General features: G+C 58.8%; 12 protein-coding genes, 1 tRNA gene and 1 pseudogene. 3 read left to right on the top strand and 11 right to left on the bottom strand.

The annotated features are described in order from the left end of the window. Window positions 1-392: 392 nt before the first annotated feature. The 10 genes and pseudogenes from DW123_RS08850 to DW123_RS08805 all read right to left on the bottom strand — a co-directional run bounded on the left by DW123_RS08850 (window position 393) and on the right by DW123_RS08805 (window position 13436). Window positions 393-1310, bottom strand: coding sequence for a toll/interleukin-1 receptor domain-containing protein (locus DW123_RS08850; RefSeq protein ID WP_118273696.1), 918 nt, complete (start codon window positions 1308-1310; stop codon window positions 393-395). Between the two features lie 24 nt (window positions 1311-1334). Then, entirely contained in the window at window positions 1335-3104 is a 1770-nt protein-coding gene (locus DW123_RS08845; protein WP_158570750.1) for a DUF262 domain-containing protein, read from the bottom strand. Further along, window positions 3104-5827 (bottom strand): annotated as a pseudogene (locus DW123_RS09790) (class I SAM-dependent DNA methyltransferase); the annotation flags it as partial. The gene DW123_RS08845 and the pseudogene DW123_RS09790, both read right to left, overlap by 1 nt. Window positions 5828-6294: 467 nt before the next feature. Beyond that, window positions 6295-6370: transfer RNA gene (locus tag DW123_RS08835), tRNA-Arg, on the bottom strand. Between the two features lie 114 nt (window positions 6371-6484). Further along, window positions 6485-6883, bottom strand: a complete 399-nt coding sequence (locus DW123_RS08830) for a DUF956 family protein (protein WP_117735463.1) — start codon at window positions 6881-6883, stop codon at window positions 6485-6487. Between the two features lie 120 nt (window positions 6884-7003). Continuing rightward, entirely contained in the window at window positions 7004-7924 is a 921-nt protein-coding gene (locus DW123_RS08825; RefSeq protein ID WP_117735396.1) for a PTS system mannose/fructose/sorbose family transporter subunit IID, read from the bottom strand. A 16-nt stretch (window positions 7925-7940) separates the two neighbouring features. Further along, window positions 7941-8759: a PTS mannose/fructose/sorbose transporter subunit IIC gene (locus DW123_RS08820; RefSeq protein ID WP_117735395.1), complete on the bottom strand. Its 819-nt coding sequence runs from the start codon at window positions 8757-8759 to the stop codon at window positions 7941-7943. Between the two features lie 18 nt (window positions 8760-8777). Then, window positions 8778-9767 carry a PTS sugar transporter subunit IIB gene (locus DW123_RS08815; RefSeq protein WP_118273697.1) on the bottom strand — a complete coding sequence of 330 codons (990 nt, stop codon included), beginning with the start codon at window positions 9765-9767 and terminating at the stop codon, window positions 8778-8780. A gap of 373 nt (window positions 9768-10140) precedes the next feature. After that, window positions 10141-10569 carry a hydrogenase maturation nickel metallochaperone HypA gene (locus tag DW123_RS08810; protein WP_117735393.1) on the bottom strand — a complete coding sequence of 143 codons (429 nt, stop codon included), beginning with the start codon at window positions 10567-10569 and terminating at the stop codon, window positions 10141-10143. Window positions 10570-10658: 89 nt separating this feature from the next. Next, window positions 10659-13436 (bottom strand): FAD-dependent oxidoreductase, encoded by a 2778-nt coding sequence (locus tag DW123_RS08805; protein WP_199570215.1) that lies wholly within the window; start codon window positions 13434-13436, stop codon window positions 10659-10661. Between the two features lie 188 nt (window positions 13437-13624). Between DW123_RS08805 and DW123_RS08800 the strand changes: the two genes are divergently transcribed. The 3 genes from DW123_RS08800 to DW123_RS08790 all read left to right on the top strand — a co-directional run bounded on the left by DW123_RS08800 (window position 13625) and on the right by DW123_RS08790 (window position 17098). Then, window positions 13625-14287 (top strand): TetR/AcrR family transcriptional regulator, encoded by a 663-nt coding sequence (locus DW123_RS08800; protein WP_117735392.1) that lies wholly within the window; start codon window positions 13625-13627, stop codon window positions 14285-14287. Between the two features lie 63 nt (window positions 14288-14350). After that, window positions 14351-15358 carry a DUF5692 family protein gene (locus tag DW123_RS08795; protein WP_118273698.1) on the top strand — a complete coding sequence of 336 codons (1008 nt, stop codon included), beginning with the start codon at window positions 14351-14353 and terminating at the stop codon, window positions 15356-15358. Window positions 15359-15601: 243 nt separating this feature from the next. Then, window positions 15602-17098: a hypothetical protein gene (locus DW123_RS08790; protein ID WP_118273699.1), complete on the top strand. Its 1497-nt coding sequence runs from the start codon at window positions 15602-15604 to the stop codon at window positions 17096-17098. 73 nt (window positions 17099-17171) lie between these two features. On the opposite strand, the gene DW123_RS08785 is transcribed toward DW123_RS08790, so the two are convergent. Continuing rightward, on the bottom strand, window positions 17172-18524 hold the full coding sequence (locus DW123_RS08785; RefSeq protein WP_117735389.1) for an ATP-binding protein: 1353 nt from the start codon (window positions 18522-18524) through the stop codon (window positions 17172-17174). Window positions 18525-18665 lie beyond the last annotated feature (141 nt).

Genomic DNA, 18665 nt, shown 5'->3' with positions numbered 1-18665 from the left:
GCGCTTGCGGCGCAAACGCCGAGAACCGTCCGCACCGCGCGTGCGCCTACGGACCTTAAACCGAACCTCATACGAATCAAGAAACGCAATGATGAACGTGCCGACCGTCGCAAGGGCGGCGAGCGCGTTAAGGAATTTCAGCAATTGGGGACCTCCGATCAAGTCTTCGGCCGCCCGCGCACGGAATGCGTCGCACACACGATTCTAACCGATGCAGCCCTGATGATGCGGGCGACGGGAAGGGTGGCGCGAGCGGAGCTAGACGAAATGCGACCCATGGGAGCGTTACAGAGAGCCACAACGAGAGCGATTCCGCGCGTCGCAGGGGCCGCCCATAAGCGGGACCCATCGGCCGCGAGGCCGATGGCTACGCCCTCGCGCAAGCGGCCGAGCTAGAAATCAATCGTCCCGGCGACGTTCTCAACGTTCTTCCTATAGGCTGCCCGGGAGGCATCTTCACGCGCTCGACGCTTTTGTTCCCTCTCAAGGTATTCGGCCTCAAGCCTGTTGGCTTCTTCCACGCACAGGATGAGGGTGTCGCGGTGGTAGTCCCTCACCTCTTCGATGGTGGTCCCGTTGAGGACTATTTCGTCACCGGCAACCGATGCGATATGTGGCCTATGCATGGTGGTAAATCTTGGCGGCAAGTCCCAGGACTTCAAGAAGAGCTCGCACCACAGAGAGCTGGGGCGTCTCGACAATCGGAACGGCACTTCGTACAGGGCACTCCCCCTCGTTCCGTCGTTCCTCGGTTCTCCCACCTCATCGACCACAATACCGACGATTCTGATGGGCTCAGAGCCCTCGCCCTCTTCTTCGCGTTTTTTCGAAGACGTCTGAGCGATGCGGCGCTTGGGCGCAACCGACGGCTTCTTCTTGACCCCATAAAGAGTCGCAAGCAAATCGTTATAGCCACGAGACTCGACCCCATCGCCCAAGTCGACCGCCAATTTCCCCTTGAGGAAGGTCGGGAGGCTTTCCTCAACGCCCCCTTCCTTTATTACCGGGATAAACTTCCTCTCATTATGCCCAGAGAACAGTTCTCCGCTGATGATATGGCCCTCGTATCCAACCCCGCCGATTCTCGCATCGGCCTTCTGCTTATATGCTGGGGTGCAGACGATAAGAACATAGTCCGACGACCTGACCGACTGCTCCATGAACTGCGGCAACCTGTCACCCAGCTCGAGATCATATTGGTCCAGGACTGCATCGATCCCGTCCGACAGAAGGCGGTCGGCCAGCGCCTTTACCCATTCGCGGTGTTCTTCGCTTTCCCATGCGTAGGATATGAAAACCTTAGTCAACATGACCCCCAAAGACTAGTCCGAAATCTACAGTCGCTCATATGCCCTCTTCACGAGCTCACCCATTAGCCTCCTGCGCTGACCGAGGAAGTCCTCGTAATCAAGCTCTTCGAATCCGAGGGGCAGGGCGTGTTCCTCGCAGTTGCGGCGGTATTCGTCCTCGCCCAGGGCTTCACGGTACCTCCTGACGTACTCATTCGGGGCATCATCCGAGATGTAGATGTTGTTCTGGTAGTCAACAAGGGTGAAGTTGCCTCGGTTGCTGCGCTGTGAAAGGTAGCCCTTGGCCTTCAGGTAGTTATCTGGGAACAGATGATGCTTGTCCAGAGCCTTTTTGGAACCTGATGAGCCGGTAAGCAGCAGTTGAGAAAGAGGGGCCGTGCTGAACAGCGCCTTGGCACCGAGCACGACCTGAGCCGCGACGAAGCCCCACCAGGTCGGGCCCGTCGCCTCGTTTGCGTCGAGGGAGCTGGGCAGCGTGATGGAGAAATAATCGTCCGTCATGATGGCAGCGAGTCTACGGTCGAAGTACGCCCGGAACTCATCGGCGGTCTCAAGGCGCGAGACGTCGTTAAGCTGCTGCTCGAACTCGGATTCGAAGGACCCCACATAGAGCCCCGTTATGGCTGCGGCGAAATACCAGCGCCGCACGAGCCCGCGCACAGCCAGTGGCTCCATGTCGAACTCATAGCGCCCGATAAGGTAGAACGCATAGCAGAACATGAGCGCGTTGCCCGACCCCACCTGGTCAGAGCAGACGTAGCCCGCCTCCGCCAGCGTGTTGATGAAGGCATGCCAGTTGTTCAAGTCGAGCACGAGATCGAGGGCGCGACCAAACGTGGCAAAGTTCTCGGCCCGCGTCTCGGGCGTCGTTTCCTTTGTCTTGAGATCTCGCCCGCGAAGAATCTGGTAGGCATAACGCAGGCGACCCCTCTTGAACCCCACGCCCACCGTGGCGCGAATGATATGCGTCGGCGAGACGGTCATGAGCGGGTTGTACGAGGTGCCCTTTGCGGGCGCATGGCTCATGGCGCAGAACTCCTCTATACGCTCCCTCATGGCAGGTTCGTAGACCGAAAGCAGGGTCATGATGAAGTCATCCTGCTTAAGCGCCTGCCCTTGCGAGTTCACACGCACGAAGATGTCCGATACGGTCTCCTCGTCAGCCGATTCGGAAATCTCCAGCGTCGGCAGAAGATAACGCTCAAGCCCGAGTAATGCGTTGAGCCCGCTCTCGACGGCATCCTCGCCGTCATCGTCGAGTTCGGGTTCTCCCTTTTTGGCATTCGCCTCGTTAAGGCGCTTGATGAACGCCCTGCGATAGGCGCTCAGCTTGTTGTCGTGGTTCGCCGCGAAGGCCTCGGATACGTCCGGCACATAGCGCGAATCCTTCTCGGTCGAGGCGTCGGCATTCTTGAATGAGCGTGCGATGGGGTCGTAGGCGACCTTCACCGTACGCTCCCTGAAGTTCTTGTCTCGCACGGACACGCCGTACAGCGAGCTCAGGAGAGCGGTGAGTCTCTGCTGTCCGTCGATGACAAGGGACTTGGGGACGGCATACACCTTTTGGTTCGAGCCTATGGCAGACTTCTTGCCCGCGTTGTCGCTCGGAGAGTCCCACAGCATCACATAGCCGATAGGGTATCCGCGGAGCATGGAATCAAGCAGGTCGCGGACCTTTTCGTTGCCCCACACGAAGGGTCGTTGCAGGTCGGGCAGACCGATCTTGCCCGTCTGAACGTCCTTCAGGATGTTACCAACCTCCAGCGATATGGGGTTATAGATGGAATTTGGCACTATAGTTCACCGACCTTCTTGGCGTACAGGTTGAAAAGATGGACGACTATCTTCTCCTCATCCCCACCGAAGTCGACGCCATAGGCAGCTTCGACAGCAGCGTCGAGCGCCTTATGCGCAGACATCAGCTCGGGGAAGAACGTTTCGTTCTTGGGATCGTACATGTCCGCGAGCGTCGCACCTTCTTGGGCATCCCGGGCGTCGAGCACGGCTTGGGCGCAACGCTCAACTTCTTCGCGTTGGGATTCCGTGGGCTCGGGCCAGACGAAGTTGTTGTAGTCAATACCAGCCGAGTACTGATAATCATCTTTCAGTCTTCCGGTCACGACCCTAACCCATGCATTATGAAATTGGGACTGCAACACCCCATATTGATAGAGAGTTGCATTTGGGATAAGACGAACTTTATTGCTACAAAAGACCTCAGCATCGACGAACCCCATTGGGATGTATCGCCTTCGGCTTGATGAAACCTCTGGTATCAAGATTGAATCTGTATCCGACAGGATTTCAGTTCCAAAATGGGCAGGGCACTCTGCAGCCTTAACGGTCTGACTTCTCTTGCTCTTGAGCCGTTACCGGCGCACCGCTTCAACCCTTTCCCTGCATTTAGGCAGATTCTTTAGCTCATCCCAATTTGCGTTCCCAAGCCATAAACACCAACGGCTTTTGCCACGGATAAATTCTTGTGATCCAAGCCACTTGTGAAAGAATTTCTCTGCACCAGGTTCAATTTGCAAGAATTCGATTTTCTGCTCATCAGTGAAAAGGTAATTGCCGTCGTCTATAGGCTGGGAGCCTATTCCCATTTCTGGAACATCTGATAATGGCTTACTTCTGCTGTAGACAAAAACGTCCGGAGCGTCTTTAAGATAAGCATTGATTCGGGCCACGGAAATCTGCTCTTCGTCAGAATCGGGCGTTGCGTGATAGAAGAGCGTCTTGGCCCCAACCTCGCGCGAGAAGCCCACGATGACGCAGAACACGTGTGCCTTGTCTGCTGCCTCGTTGTCCCAGCGGAAGGTGTTGTGCGCGAAGTCGATGTGGATACCCAGGTCGTGCAGGGGTTTCCAGAGGTTGGCGACCTGCTCGCCCTGACATATCGAGTTGGTAGAAACCAGGGCGCAGCGCGTGCGCTTTCCCTGCGTGAACCTCGCAGCCTTCATGTACCAGGCCCCGCAGTAGTCGATGTTGCCTGCGTTCTTCGCACCATCGAAGACCTCAAGGAGCTCTGCCTTCTGCTCCTTGGACTGGTTACGGGCCCCAAGGAAGGGCGGATTGCCCACGAGGTACGTGAGGTCATCGGGAAACACCTCGGACCAATCGGTCTTGAGGGCGTTGCCCTCATGAAGGTTGCTGAGGCTCCTGAGCGGCAGGAAGTCGAAGTCATAGTCGACGTATATCTCCTGCGTCTTTCGGAGCATCTGCTCCTCGGTGATCCAAAGGGCGGTCTTAGCGACCGAGACGGCGAAGTCGTTTATCTCGATGCCGTACAGCTGGTCCAGGGACACGCGGACAGGGCTGTCCTGCGCAATGACGAGGGACGTCTGCCCCGCGTTGCCGGTCTCCTCGCTGAGCTCGTCCTCGATGATTCGGTTCTCGATGGTGCGCAGTTGCCGGTACGCCTCGGTAAGGAAGTTGCCCGAGCCGCACGCGGGGTCGCCGATGGTGATGGAGGCAACCTTGTCGTGCAGCCTCGCCAGGGCCTGCTTGCGTTTCGCCGCCGTCCTCTCGCCCTCGGCCTCGTGCAGCTCATCCCACAGCTCGTCGAGGAAGAGCGGCCTGAGGCAGCGCTCGATGTTCTCCACGCTCGTGTAGTGCATGCCCCCGGCATGGCGGGTCTCGGGGTTCAGCGTTCCCTCGAACACGCCGCCGAAGATTACGCCCGAGATCTCGCGCCAGTCGAAGTCCTGGGACGCGTCGGTGATGGCCTCGAGGATCTCCGGGGTCATCTGCGGGACGATGATGGAGGAGTCGGCGAACAGACCGCCGTTCACGTACGGGAAGGCCGCGAGGTCCTCGTCCATGTACTCGTCCCGCTTATCCAGGGGCGTGTCGATCGCCTCGAACAGGTCCACCAGCTTGCGGCGGAGCTTGGCAGGGTCACCCTCGCAGTACCTACCGAACGCCTGGTGCGATTGCAGGAGGTCGGCGTCCTCGGCGTAGAGCAAGAAGATGATTCGGGTGATGAGCACGTTGAGCGAGCGCTGCTCCTCCTGCGCGCGCTCGTCCTTCTCCTCGATGTAGTGGTACTGCTTGGCGAGGGCATCGTAGAGCCTGGAGACGTAGGCCCCGGCCTCGATGGAGAGCTGCTGCTCCTTGTGCAGGCGGCTCGTCTCGTTGGAGGTCAGGAAGGACAAGAGATACAGACTGTCCTGGAGCTCTTCGAGGGAAAACTCTTGCACGGTGTCCTCGGGCCTCTCGTTGTCGAGGTCGTAGAGACGGAAGGTCTCGAAGTTGCATGTCATCACCCAGCGGGGGCGCTCGGAGTACGGCAGGTGCCGCGCGTACCACATGGCCTGCTGGAGCGGCGTCTCCATGCCGCCGTTCCTGGGTTCGGGCTTATCGAGGTCGATGCCCCACGACTTCTGCTCGCAGAGAAAGTTGTGGTCAGAGACGAACACGTCGATGCGACGGCCTCTCACCTTCCGCTCGAAGTCAACGAAGCTGTCTATGGTGTTGGACGGGATGCCCAGGACGTTGATGAGCAGGTCGACCCAGAACTTTTGCGTGTCCTGCTACTCGTTGTTGGAGCCCGCGGGGATGGCGGCAAGGCGCTTCTGCCACCGCTTGACGAACTCTTTTGCCTCTTTCTTGCTGGCAGGCATACCGGACCTCCTGCGTCGTTGTCACTTTCGGACAATTTTAAGGGGTAAAAGCCCTCTTCCAAGCGGAAGGGCGAGTTTTCGACGGTCCACGGTGTCGCAGGGTCCCAGGCGAAACCCGAAGACGCCGGGGGCTGTTGGAAACTCGCCCATCTCACAGCAACGTCATCCTAGGTTTTCAACGCTTTCCATGGCCGAAGGGCTTCTTATAAGCCCGTAGGCTGTGGGAAGGGTTGGAAACCGGACTTTGGGCATAGCCCTTCACAAAAAACTTTCTACCCAAATTCTACCCAACTGACGTTAACGATGCCCTTATATAAGAAAGCAGGTCAGACGATTTATACCGTCTGACCTGCATTTACTTCTGGTGCCCCCGGGCGGATTCGAACCGTCGACACCCGCTTTAGGAGAGCGGTGCTCTATCCCCTGAGCTACGGAGGCATGTTGTATTAGTGTAGCAGATTTGCGCCACTACCATGCAGCGCATAGCCGCTCTTCGAGATAGTCATCTGCGACGTTCTTTAATGACTAGTCGTTTAAGAACGTCCCCAATGACTAGTTGCCTTTGTGGAAGAGGTTTTTGATGACGGAGGGGATGCTCTTGGCGCCTTTAGCGGTCACGTCGATAAAATCGGGCGAACGAACGAGCTTGTCCTCGTCAATGTACTTACGCACCGCGCGTAGCGTTTCCTTGTCATTGCGCGTCGAAAACGTAAAGTGGCCGTTCTCTTTGGTAAAGATCGCAAAACGCGTGATCTTCTTGGTGCCGCGCAAAACCTCGGCGGCGATATAGTCGATCTCGTCCCACGGGATCTGAATAAAGTCCTCGGGATTGCGCTCGTTATAGTACTCAAACGCCTTATTGCCCACCATTACGTTACCGTGACTGGTAAGACCCATCAGGCAGGTTGCCGGCGTTGCTAGATCGACCGTGCTGTTCTGAGATTGCGCCATGCGCGCCTCGCCCTCCAAATAAAACAATCGGACCGCATCCAGTGTACCCACCGGGTGCGGTCCGTTTCAATGGCTTAAAAGCCCTTGCCTAGCAACTCTCGGTCTTAAGCCGAAGCGTGCTTACATGAAGCCGCAGACGCGACCGATGATGCCGACGGCGAAGAGAGCCAGGATGATGATGATCGGGCTGACCTTCTTCTTGAGGAGCTTGCAGACAAAAAGGGTCAGGCACACGGCAGCAAGGCCGGGGATGAGCTGATCGAGGTTAGCCTGAAGCGTGGTGACCTTCACCTGATCAAGGGCGTTAGCACCGATGGAGTTATACATCGTCAGTGCTTCCTTGACACCCTCAGAACCGGAGGGCAGGTTAGCCCAGTCGATAAAGGCGCCAGCAGACTGCGTGACCTTGGAGACGACCGGGGTGAAGGAGATGGACACCCAGCGCTCGACCAGGGCGCCGATGATGAACATACCCAGGATGGAAGCACCCTCGGTGACCTTGCCCATCAGACCGCCGGAGAGATCCTTGGCGATGGAAGAGCCGACCTTGTAGCCAAACTCCTGCGTGTACCACAGGAAGGCGTAACGAATGATGTTCCACGCGAAGAAGAACAGCAGCGGACCGGCGATGCTGCCGGACAGGGCCAGGGAAGCGCCCAGAGCGCCCAGAATCGGGCGAAGGGTGAACCAGAAGGCGGGGTCGCCGACGCCGGCGAGCGGGCCCATCATACCGACCTTGACGCCCTGGATGGCGACGTCGTCGATCGGAGCACCGTTGGCGCGCTCCTCCTCGAGGGCGAGGGTAACGCCAATGACGGGGGCGGAAACATAGGGGTGAGTGTTATAGAACTCCAGATGGCGCTTAAGCGCGGCAATCTGGTCGTCCTTGCTGGTGTAGAGCTTCTTGATCGCAGGGATCATCGAGTAGCACCAGCCACCGTTCTGCATACGCTCGTAGTTCCACGAACCCTGAAGGAACTGATGACGGAAGCAAACCTTCTGACGATCGGACTTAGAAAGCTGAATCTTGTTCTCTGCCATATGTATCACTCCCTTCCTACTCGTAGTCATTCAGAATGTCGCCGAGCGGGTCGCCGGAGCCACCGCCCATGCCGCCACCCTGCTTGGCCAGGTCCTTAAGGCCAAGGTAGATGAGGGCGAGGGAGATGCCGATGAGGCCCAGGGCGATCAGCGTGAGCTGAGGGATGGCAGCCAGGACGAAGCCGAGGATGAAGAACGGCCAGGTCTCCTTGGTGGCCATCATGTTGATGACCATGGCGTAACCGACGGAAGCGACCATGCCGCCGCCGACAGCCATGCCGCCGGACAGCCAGTCGGGCATAGCGTTAAGCGCGTTGGTAACGGCCTCCGCCGGGATGATGCACAAAAGCACTGCCGGGATGGCGATACGAACACCCTGCATGAGGATGCCAGCGTACTGCCAACGCTCGATACCGGCGAAGTCGCCCTTCTCGGCGCAGGCGTCCATGCCGTGGACCATAGCGGTGGCAAGGGTACGGCAGATCATGGTCAGGAACAGGCCGGCGACGGACAGAGGCACGGCGACGGCGATGGCGGCGGTAACGGCCTTGCCGGAATCAGTAACACCACCGTTGAGGGCAAGTGTCATGATGATGGCAGATGCGACAGAAGCCAGGGCGGCGTCAGGTGCGACGGCGGCGCCGACGTTAGCCCAACCAAGGGCCATCATCTGAAGCGAACCGCCCAGGAGGATGCCCTCCTGAAGGTGACCGGTTACGAGACCGATAAGCGTGCACGCAACGAGCGGCTGATGGAACTGGAACTGATCCAGAACGCCTTCCATACCGGCAAGCAGCGCGATAATCGCGATTAGAACAATAGTAAGCGCGGACATGTATCGGACCCTCCTTTACTATGCTTGAGCGGCCAGTTCGGCCTTAGCTTTCTTCAACATGGCGTCGAGATCCTCGGAGGAATCCGAAGGAACCTTGCGGACCTCGAACTTGACGCCCTTGGCCTTGAGAGCCTCGATGGTCTTGACATCGTCATCGCCCATAGCGACAGCGTTGGTGACGACGACCTTGCCCTTGGAGTGAGCCATGGAACCGATGTTGACTTCCTTGATATCGACGCCGGCCTCGATGGCCTTGAGCAGATCCTGCGGGTTCTCAAAGAGCAGCATGGCCTTGGTGTCACCAAAGCGCGTGTCCTTGACGACCTCGGCCATCTTCTTAATGGGCACGACGTTGGCATGGACTCCCGGAGGGGCAGCCTGCTCGATCATGGTCTTTCGGAGCTCGTCGTGAGCAACGCCGTCGGAAACCACGATGATGCGGTTGGGGTTGATCTGCTTGGTCCACGTGGTGGCCACCTGACCATGAAGCAGACGGGTGTCGATACGGACGTGGGCGATCTTGATGTGCCCGTCGCCGATGACCGTTCCCGGAGGGATGGCGCCTGCAGGAGCAGCAGCGGCCGCAGCCGGCTTCTTCTCCTCGGGCTCCAGAGACTCGGGCTTGACGCGCACGCCGGCCTTAGCCTCAGTCACGAGATGTTTTGCGATCGCATGTGCAGTGTTCTTTGCGTCAAAGCGCTGCGAATATGCCTCGATGAGCATAGGCAGGTTGACACCGGTGACGATAGCCCAGGAATCGTGGCCCTCGATGAGCCCGCTGATCTGGTTGAAGGGCGTGCCGCCCCACAGATCGACGAGGAAGAGCACCTGCTCCTGGTCCTCTAAGGAAGCGATTGCCTCCTCGACCTTGGCGCGGAAGTCGTCGGGGCCCATGCTCGGCTCGAGCGAGACCACGGCTACAGACGGCTGATCGCCAAAGACCATCGAGCCCGTCTGCTTGATTCCAGCCGCCAAGTCACCATGGCTAGCAAGAACAATACTTACCATCACATAACCTCCTTTTTGTCTACGTAATTCCTACACGACAAAAAAGAGTATAGCTGCAAATACAGCAGAATTATATGAAAAACTGCAAAAGCTAGCATTATTTGTTTAAACGTCTTGTTTTGTTACAAGCTGATTACATTCCAGTATTTTGACTGATTTGCTGCTGAGGATTGATAGCTGATCTATTTACATGACCGAATTGAGCACGCTGTTCATTATTGCCGGTTTTAAACAGACATAAATGTGCTCGGGTTGAGGCCATTTCGTTTAAACAGATGGTGCTTGACTAATGGTAAGAAATATGCTTTAGCAAAGTAGTCGTTGGGGACGTTCTTTAATGACTAGTCGTTTAAGAACGTCCCCAACGACTAAGTTAGGCGATGTGAAGGGGGTTGGCGGCGTCGACGGCATCGGGGGCATCGGAGAGGCCGTCGGGGGCAGCGTCTGTTGGGTCCTCGTCGGGGGTCTCGATCTGCTTGATCATGACCTCCTGGCCCTGCAGCAGATAGGTCTCGCCGCTACCGCAATGGGGGCAGGTCTTGCCGTGCTCGACCGTCGCGTAGTCGCAGCCGCACGCGTCGCAATGCGTCACGGCCTCGACGGGCTCCACGATAAGCTCCGCGCCCTGCGCGATGGGCTTTTTATCTGCCGCCCAACGCCAAGCGTCAAGCAGCAGATCGGGAACGACGCCCGAGACCTCGCCCAGGAGCAGCGTCACGCTCGAAACGCGACTCACACCATTGGCGCGCGCCACATTCTCGACATCGCGAATGATGTGATAAACGATTCCCAATTCGTGCAAGGTAGAAACCTTTCAACAACGGTTGATGCAATGTCAACTAAACGTCAGTGAGCGACGCTCCGCGCCGCTCACTAACTTGTTAGTTTCTTTTACTTCTTCCCAAATTTAATCTTGATCGCGCGTTTCAAAGCGTACTTGCCGAGGCTGGGGAGCTTTTGCTCGTATTTGACCATCGTGGAGCACTCGGGGCGGTCGCGATCCAGATGGATGGCATCGAACGCGCACTTGGTGGTGCACAGACCACAGCCGATGCACTTATTGGGGTCGACGATCGAGGCACCGCAGCCCAGGCAGCGAGCGGTCTCGGCGCGCACCTGCTCCTCGGTAAAGGTCTCGACGTACTCGCTAAAGGGCGCAGCCTTCTCGCGCTCGCGGTCGACACGTGCCACCTCGCGGCTCGCGTTGTCATAGCTCTCAATCACAACATCGTCGCGGTCGAGCGCGGTGTAGCGGCGCTGGTTGCGGCCGATGGTGAGCGTGGAGCCCGGCTGCACAAAGCGATGGATGGACACAGCGGCCTCGTGACCGGCGGCGATGGCGTCGATGGCAAAGCTGGGGCCGGTGTAGACGTCGCCGCCCACAAAGATGTCGGGCTCAGCGGTCTGGTACGTCTGCGGATCGGCAAGAGCACCCTGGCCGCGGCCAAGCTCCACCTTGGAGCCAGCCAGCAGGTCGCCCCACACAATGGACTGGCCAATCGACATGACGACGCGGTCGGCATCGACGCGGCGCAGGTCGTTCTCGTCGTACTCGGGCGCAAAACGGCCCTCGTCGTCAAAGACGCGCGTGCAGCGCTTGAAGGTGATGCCGCACACACGACCCGTATCGTCCAGGTGAACCTCCTTGGGACCCCAGCCGCAGCTGATGTGAGCACCATCCTCGATGGCTTCGCGACGCTCCTCCTCGCTGGCGGGCATCTGAGCCTCGCTCTCCAGGCAGAACATCTCAACATGCTCGGATCCCAGACGGCAGGCGTTGCGCGCGACATCGATGGCCACGTTACCGCCGCCCACCACGATGGTGCGACCGAGTAGTGCGTCGATCTTGCCACTGTTGAGCTCGCGCAAAAAGTCGACGGCCACCGTCACATCCTCGGCGTCCTCGCCCGGAATACCGGCTAGGCGGCCGCCCTGGCAGCCGATGGCCACATAAAAGGCCTTAAAGCCTTGCTCGCGCAACTCGTCGAGCGTCACATCGCGACCGACCTCCACGCCATAGCGGAACTCGGCACCCATCAGGCGAATAACCTCGACCTCGGCCTCGATAACGTCCTTCTCCAGCTTAAAGCTGGGAATACCGTAGGTGAGCATGCCACCCGGGCGCTCGTTCTTCTCGAACACGACGGGCTTGTAGCCCTTCTCGGCCAGATAGAAGGCGCAGGACAGACCGGCCGGACCGGCACCGATGATGGCGATCTTCTGATCGAAGCCGCCGGCGCGCGTCGGCGTCACCACGGGCGGGACATAACGGGTCGCGGCATCCAAGTCGCGCTGGGCGATAAACTTCTTGACCTCGTCGATCGCCACGGCGGCATCCACGCGGCCACGGGTGCAGGCGTCCTCGCAGCGGCGGTTGCACACGCGGCCGCAGATTGCGGGCAGCGGGTTCTCGCGCTTGATGAGCGCCAGCGCCTCGTCATAGCGACCCTGCGCCGCAAGCTTCAGATAGCCCTGAACAGCGACATGCGCGGGGCAGGCCGTCTTGCAGGGCGCCGTGCCGGACTCATGCGTCTCGATGCGGTTGTCGTTGCGGTAGTTGGGCGACCACTTGGTGTGGTCCCACTTGGTGGCATCGGGCAGCTCCTGGCGCGGATACTCGGGCACCTGTCCGCCCGCCTTTTTGCTGCAGAGCTTCTGGCCGAGCTTGGCGGCCCCGGCCGGGCATACCTCGACGCAGCGACCGCAGGCCACGCACTTGTCTTTCTCGACCTTGGCGACATAGGCAGAGCGCGACAGGTTGGGCGTGTTGAACAGCTGCGAGGTGCGCAGGGCGTAGCACACGTTAACGTTGCAGTTGCAGATGGCGAAGATCTTGTTCTCGCCGTCGATGTTGGTGATCTGGTGCACAAAGCCGTTGTCCTCGGCCTGGCGCAGGATGTCGTAGACCTCCTCGCGCGTCACATAGTGGCCGCGGTCGGTCTCGACCACGTAGTCGGCCATATCGCCCACGGCAATGCACCAGTCGCGCGGATCGTCGGCGCAGCCCTCGCCCATCACGCGACGGCTCGCGCGGCAGCTGCAGGTGCTCGCGGCATACTTGCCGTCGTATTTATCGAGCCAGTGCTCGATATGCTCAATCGGCACCGAGGTGCTCGTGGCGTCGATGGCCTTCTCGACGGGAATCACGTGCATGCCGATGCCGGCGCCTCCGGGCGGCACCATCGGCGTAGCACGGGACAGCGGACCCTTGGACGCCTGCTCAAAGAACTTGGCATAGACCGGATGCTCCTCGAGCTGGCCCATGCGCATGTTGAGGAACTCGGCAGAACCCGGCACCAGCATGGGCAGCACCCACTGCTTGGCGCGCTCGGGATTTTCCCAGTTGTACTCGAGCAGACCCGTGTAGCTCATGTCGTCGAGCATCTTCTCGATATCGGCTTCGGGCATGCCGGTGAGCTTGACCATCTCGGGCAGCGTATAGGGACGGCGCATCTTCATCTTGCAGAGCACTTCGGCCTGCTCGTCGGTTGCGGCCTCGGCAAACGACCAGTACTCGTAGCCCAGCAGCTCGTCGCGGTGCAACAGGCGGTTGGTGCAGTGCTCGCACAGTTTGACGATAGCCTCGCGCGGATGCTCCGGCAGCGGCGGCACAAACTCCGCTCCGATATCGGGCTCGGTATAGCTAATCCCCGGTCCGTTGAGAATCATAGTCGTCCCTTCTCTTGCCACAGCCCGGCGAGACCGCGGCGCCCCTCTTTGTACGGGCTCGACATGCCCCCATGCCGTTCACCCGCTATTGTTGACATTGTGTCAAAAACAGTATTGACGAACCGTCAACAATAATCAAGACTGTTAGGCGAACGGTCGGGCCCAAACGGATGAAAGGCGGCAAACGTATGAGCGATAACACGGCAAACATCTCTGTCGCTGATGCCGTCCTCGCGTCCGACAGCACGGCAAAGCGCCTGACGGGTGACGAGCGCCGACGCGAGATTCTCGCCGCCGTGAGCGCCGTGAGCGCTGAGCTGGGCGTGTCCCATCTTTCGGTATCGGCCGTGACCAAGCGGGCTGGCTGCACGCGCTCACTGTTCTACCACTACTTTGCCGATATGGACGCCGCCGTCACCGCCGTTATGGACGAGGCAATCGACGGCTTTATCGCCGAGCTCGAACAGTGGAACGCCAGCCGCACGGTTGGCGACATCGAAGGCGCACTCGACACCGTCGCTCCGCTCTTTAAACGCCTGGTCGTGAGCGGCCACGAGTTGCCGAGCACCCTGACCTCCAGCAGCGGCGCGCTCTACGGCGGCTTTCTGCACAACGTGGTCCAGCGCGTGGCGCAATACATCTGCGACACCACCGTGGTGGATTTTGTCGCCCATCATGAGCTCCGCATTGACCATGTCTACGAGACGTTCTACACCCTCATCATGGGGTTGTTGATGTATATCCGCACGCACCCCGATGTGCCCGACGAGACGGTCAAGGAAATCATCGCCTCGACACTCCATATCGAGGGCTATACCGCCAAGTATCCGGAGCGCAAGCCCCAGAACTGACGACATTTGGCCAAACTGCCCGCGATCAGAAGAAGGGCCGCGGGCGTGTGAAAGGAGAGCAGCATGCTGTTCGATGTTTGGGGTAGCAATACCCTTATCCACTGGGCCGGCTGGGCCATGGTCTTTATTGGCCTCATCGTGCTCAACGAGGTCGGCCGCCGCACCAAGCTCGGCGCGGCCATCATCTTTGGCGTGGCTCCGCTGGCCATGACCATCTACTGCGTCGCCATCGCCATCGGCGTTTCGCAGGGTGCCGAGTGGGCGCTCACCAACCCCACTCATGTGTACCAGAACAGCTGGTTCCACTACGCCAAGGTGTACGCAGCGCTCGCCGGCTGCTGGGGCTTCATTGCCATTAAGTACCAGTGGGGCAAGATCGGCAAGGCGCACTGGTTCCGCGCATGGCCGTTTGTGATTGTCGCCATCAACATCATGATCGCCGTCGTGTCCGACTTTGAGAGCGCCTATCACTTCTTTGTCCTGGGCGAGTCCACCTGGGTCACCTCCGAAGGTGCCACGCAGCTTGCCGGCTGGAACAACGTGTTCAACGGCATCGCCGGCATCATCAACATCTTCTGCATGACCGGCTGGTGGAGCGTCTACGCCTCCGAAGACCAGACCGACATGCTGTGGCCCGACATGACCTGGGTCTACATCATCGCCTACGATATCTGGAACTTCTGCTACACCTACAACTGCCTGCCCACCCACTCCTGGTTCTGCGGCTTTGCGCTGCTGCTGGCGCCCACCGTCGCCGCCTTTATCTGGAACAAGGGTGGCTGGATTCAGAACCGCGCCTTTACGCTGGCTATTTGGTGCATGTTTGCCCAGGTGTTCCCCTACTTCCAGGAGGAGTCCATCTTTGTGACCCACTCCACGCTCGACGCAGGCGTCGCCACCGCGGTCTCGGTCGTCGCGCTGATCGCCAACATCGCCGCGATCATCTACATCGCCTACCGCGCCAAGAAGCTCGGCCGCAATCCCTACAAGCAGGATGTCTTTGAGGGCACCAGCGACTGGGAGAAGGCTACCGCCCGCCGCGCCAAGGTCGATTACGCGCACGCCGAGTAACGTGCCTGACGCAAACGCCGCTTGAATGTGAAGTCGCCTGGCCGACTCCGCGCAATGCAACGTATTGCATGCCCCCGGAAAGCGATTCGTCCGCTTTCCGGGGGCTTTTTGCTGCCGCGCGTGCATTCACGCACATATTCAAAACCTCTCGCACAGATAAAATCAGATTTCCAATTGCCTGGCAGCTCTATATGACCCTGTTTTTGGGTACATTGTTGTCCCGATATTGAGCTTGGGGGATATATGAAAGATGAGACGAGGGGCCAAGAGGACTCGGCCCAAGATGCAGAGGCATGTGCCGAGGCCCTGGAGAGCCTAGACCGAGTTTTGCTTGGCGAGATTGCGTTTGACGATTCGGGCGTTGACGTGCAGGATGAGCCGGAAGCCGAGGCGCAGTTCGATGATCAGGATGCAGACGATGTTGAGCCTGCCGAAGATGAGGCAGATCACGAAGACACCGAAAGCGAGGCCGGCAACCAGCCCGAATCCGACACGGGCGAGGAAACCGTCTTGCTCAACAGCTTGCCGGCCGAGGATTCGCTGACCCGTGAGCTTCCTGGCCTAGGTTCCGCACCAGCCGTGGACGAGACCATCGCCATGGGCGATATTCCCCTGCCGTCCGTTCCCTCGGCACGCGAAGCCGAGGTTCGTCATCGCAAGATGTCGCCCAAGCGCCGCAACCTAATGGTTGCCGGCGTTGTGGCCGTCGCGCTCGTCGCCGGCGGTGCAGGCTATGCTGCCTGGAACGGATATCAACAAGAGCAGGCTGCCGCTGTCGCCGCCAATGCCCACACGATGATGTCAGTGCAGATTGGCGTGCATGCCGCTGGCCTCGACTGTTCCACTGGCTCCAAGATTCCCGTACAGGTGAGTGGGCAGGATTCTGACGCCTCCTCCGTGAGCGAAACGCTCTATGTTGACGAGCACGGCCGCGGCATCAAACTGCTGCCCGGCGATTACACGCTCTCCATCGCTGCCTCCCCCATCGCGGCCGACGGCACCATCTATACCGTCCCGACCACCAAGACGCAGGTCACCGTTAAGAGCGATGGACAGGATTTAAGTGCCCAGGCTACCTTTAAGCTCAAGGTGCCTTCGGCCGACACGGTAACCGACGACCAGATCGATGCCGCCGCCAAATATGCCGAGGAGGGCGGTTGTAGCTCTGCCGCGGCCGCCAAGATACTTCAGCAGGCGGCAACCGCTCGCCGTGATGCCGCCGCCAACGCCGTGAGCGCAAGCGAGGCGCAGGCAGCCCGCGACGCCGATGCTCGGCATAAGGCAACGAACCTGTATCAGCTCGATATTCCCGTTGAGTGGTACGGCAAGGTCGAGACTTGGCAGAATGGCAGCACGCTATGCATCTATCTTGCCGGCGACAGCGATACGCCGATCGTGACGCTCGTCGCGGTGCGCGACGGCGAGAGCTTTACGCCCGATGAGGGCGATACGGTTTTGGGCACGGCAAACCTTGGTAACGGCTACACGGTCTACGCCAGCGGCCCCGTCTATCCGTATGTGGTGCCCCAGACCATCAACGGGCGGACGCAGAATCCCGTGTCGACCTACCCCATGGACACGGCCATTGAGCTTGTCGAGCTCACGACCGGCAACCGCTACACCTACAGCCAGATTAAGAACATGCTGGTCGGCAAAGACGGCAAGGCCGACGCTGCCACCAAGCTCGAGTGCGACTACCTCGCCCAGATTCTGCTGCCGAGCATCAAGGCCCAGGACTAGCCGGGCGCATCATGGTGCTCCCCAACCGTGATGAAGGGGCCAGGAGGTCCTGGCCCCACAGATCCGTAGATGATTAGGCAAGGAGCCACTTCCATGCGGGAACAACGTGTACCACACCGTGCTCGCATGGAATATCGGCCTGCTCATCCATGGTAACGATTGCCGACTCACCAAGATCGAACTGGGCCATCGAGGCATCAAGCGCGGCAATTTCGCGCTCGCGCGTTTTCTCACTTGCCATCTCCACGCTAACCTGGATCAGGCTATAAGCCCGCATGAGAAGTGCGTCCCCAGCCACAAAGTCCACCTCATGGCTTTTGCTCTTCTCTTTGATCAGCAGGCGGCAGACCGATCCGATCCTCACCGCGGGAGTCCTTCTTCTTAGCGCGTTGAACACTGCGGTCTCGAGCCTCTGGCCCTGGTCCAATGCCGATGCGGGAGAGAATGCTCCAAACATCGCGGGATCGACAGCGTAGACCTTAGACGCAGACCGCATGTTATTTGCCAGTGAACGCGTGAACTCCGGCACGGAGAACAGCAGGTAGGCATCCTCATAATACTCAAGTAAGTCGCTGAGCGAATTACGACTGACGGGTATCTGCCTGCTCTTGAACTCGTTGTACACTTTGTTCACCGACAGCTCTCGTCCCGAAGATGCCATACACCGCGTTAGGAACAGCGATGCCAGGCGAGGGTTCTTGACGTCGTAACGCTCAACGACGTCCATAGCGACCGTTCGCGAAGCATATTCCTGTAGCAGCTGAATCGCGTCTGCGGGCGTCTGCTCAAGCGTCGCGATGAATCCCCCTCGTTCAAGATATCCGATCAGATGATGTCGAAGCAGCGCTGCATCGCTTGGGGAAAAGGTCGCATCTGGCTCGAAAACGCTCCCCGTCTTATATCGAACGTATTCCGAAAAGCTCAACGGAAAAAGCTCTCGTATAAGAGAACGACCCCTGAACTCACTCTTAAGTTCTGAGGACAGCATCTTAGAAGAAGATCCCGTCACATAGACGGTCGCTTTCTCCGTATCGACTACACGCCGCAAAAACGCACCCCATTCGGGAATTTCCTGGATCTCGTCAAAGAAAATGTAAGCGCCCTCGGTTCGAGCAGCAGGATGCAGCGCATAGAACGTGTCGAGCACGTCCGCCAGCAGCGATGGCTCATACGGGCGCAAGCGCTCGTCCTCAAAATTAAAGTAAAGCATCCGGTCAAGCTCGACGCCCCGGCCCCGAAGCCGCAGCATCTCCTGATACAGGCGATACGTCTTTCCACAACGGCGGGCCCCCACAACCACATTTACGATGTTGTCGCGCTTTGGCTCCTGTGGGTTTCCCAGATCAAGGTCTCGCTCAAAGACCTGTGGAACCCCCTGCTGTTCAAAGTCCTTTATTTTCTGGGCGATCAAGTCGTTGAATGCCATGATTCTCCAATCTTGCTCTCTAGCTAATCAAAATTATACCGATTCTTGATTAGCTAGAGAGCAAGATTACGTGCAACTTGATTAATAGAAAAGGCTCTGTTAGACCAGGATTGACATTCCGCCCCGTCATCTTCTTGCGAT

The sequence above is a fragment of the Collinsella sp. AM10-26 genome (genome assembly GCF_003472525.1).
Lineage (GTDB): Bacteria > Actinomycetota > Coriobacteriia > Coriobacteriales > Coriobacteriaceae > Collinsella.
This window is presented reverse-complemented; position numbering and strand designations above follow the sequence as displayed.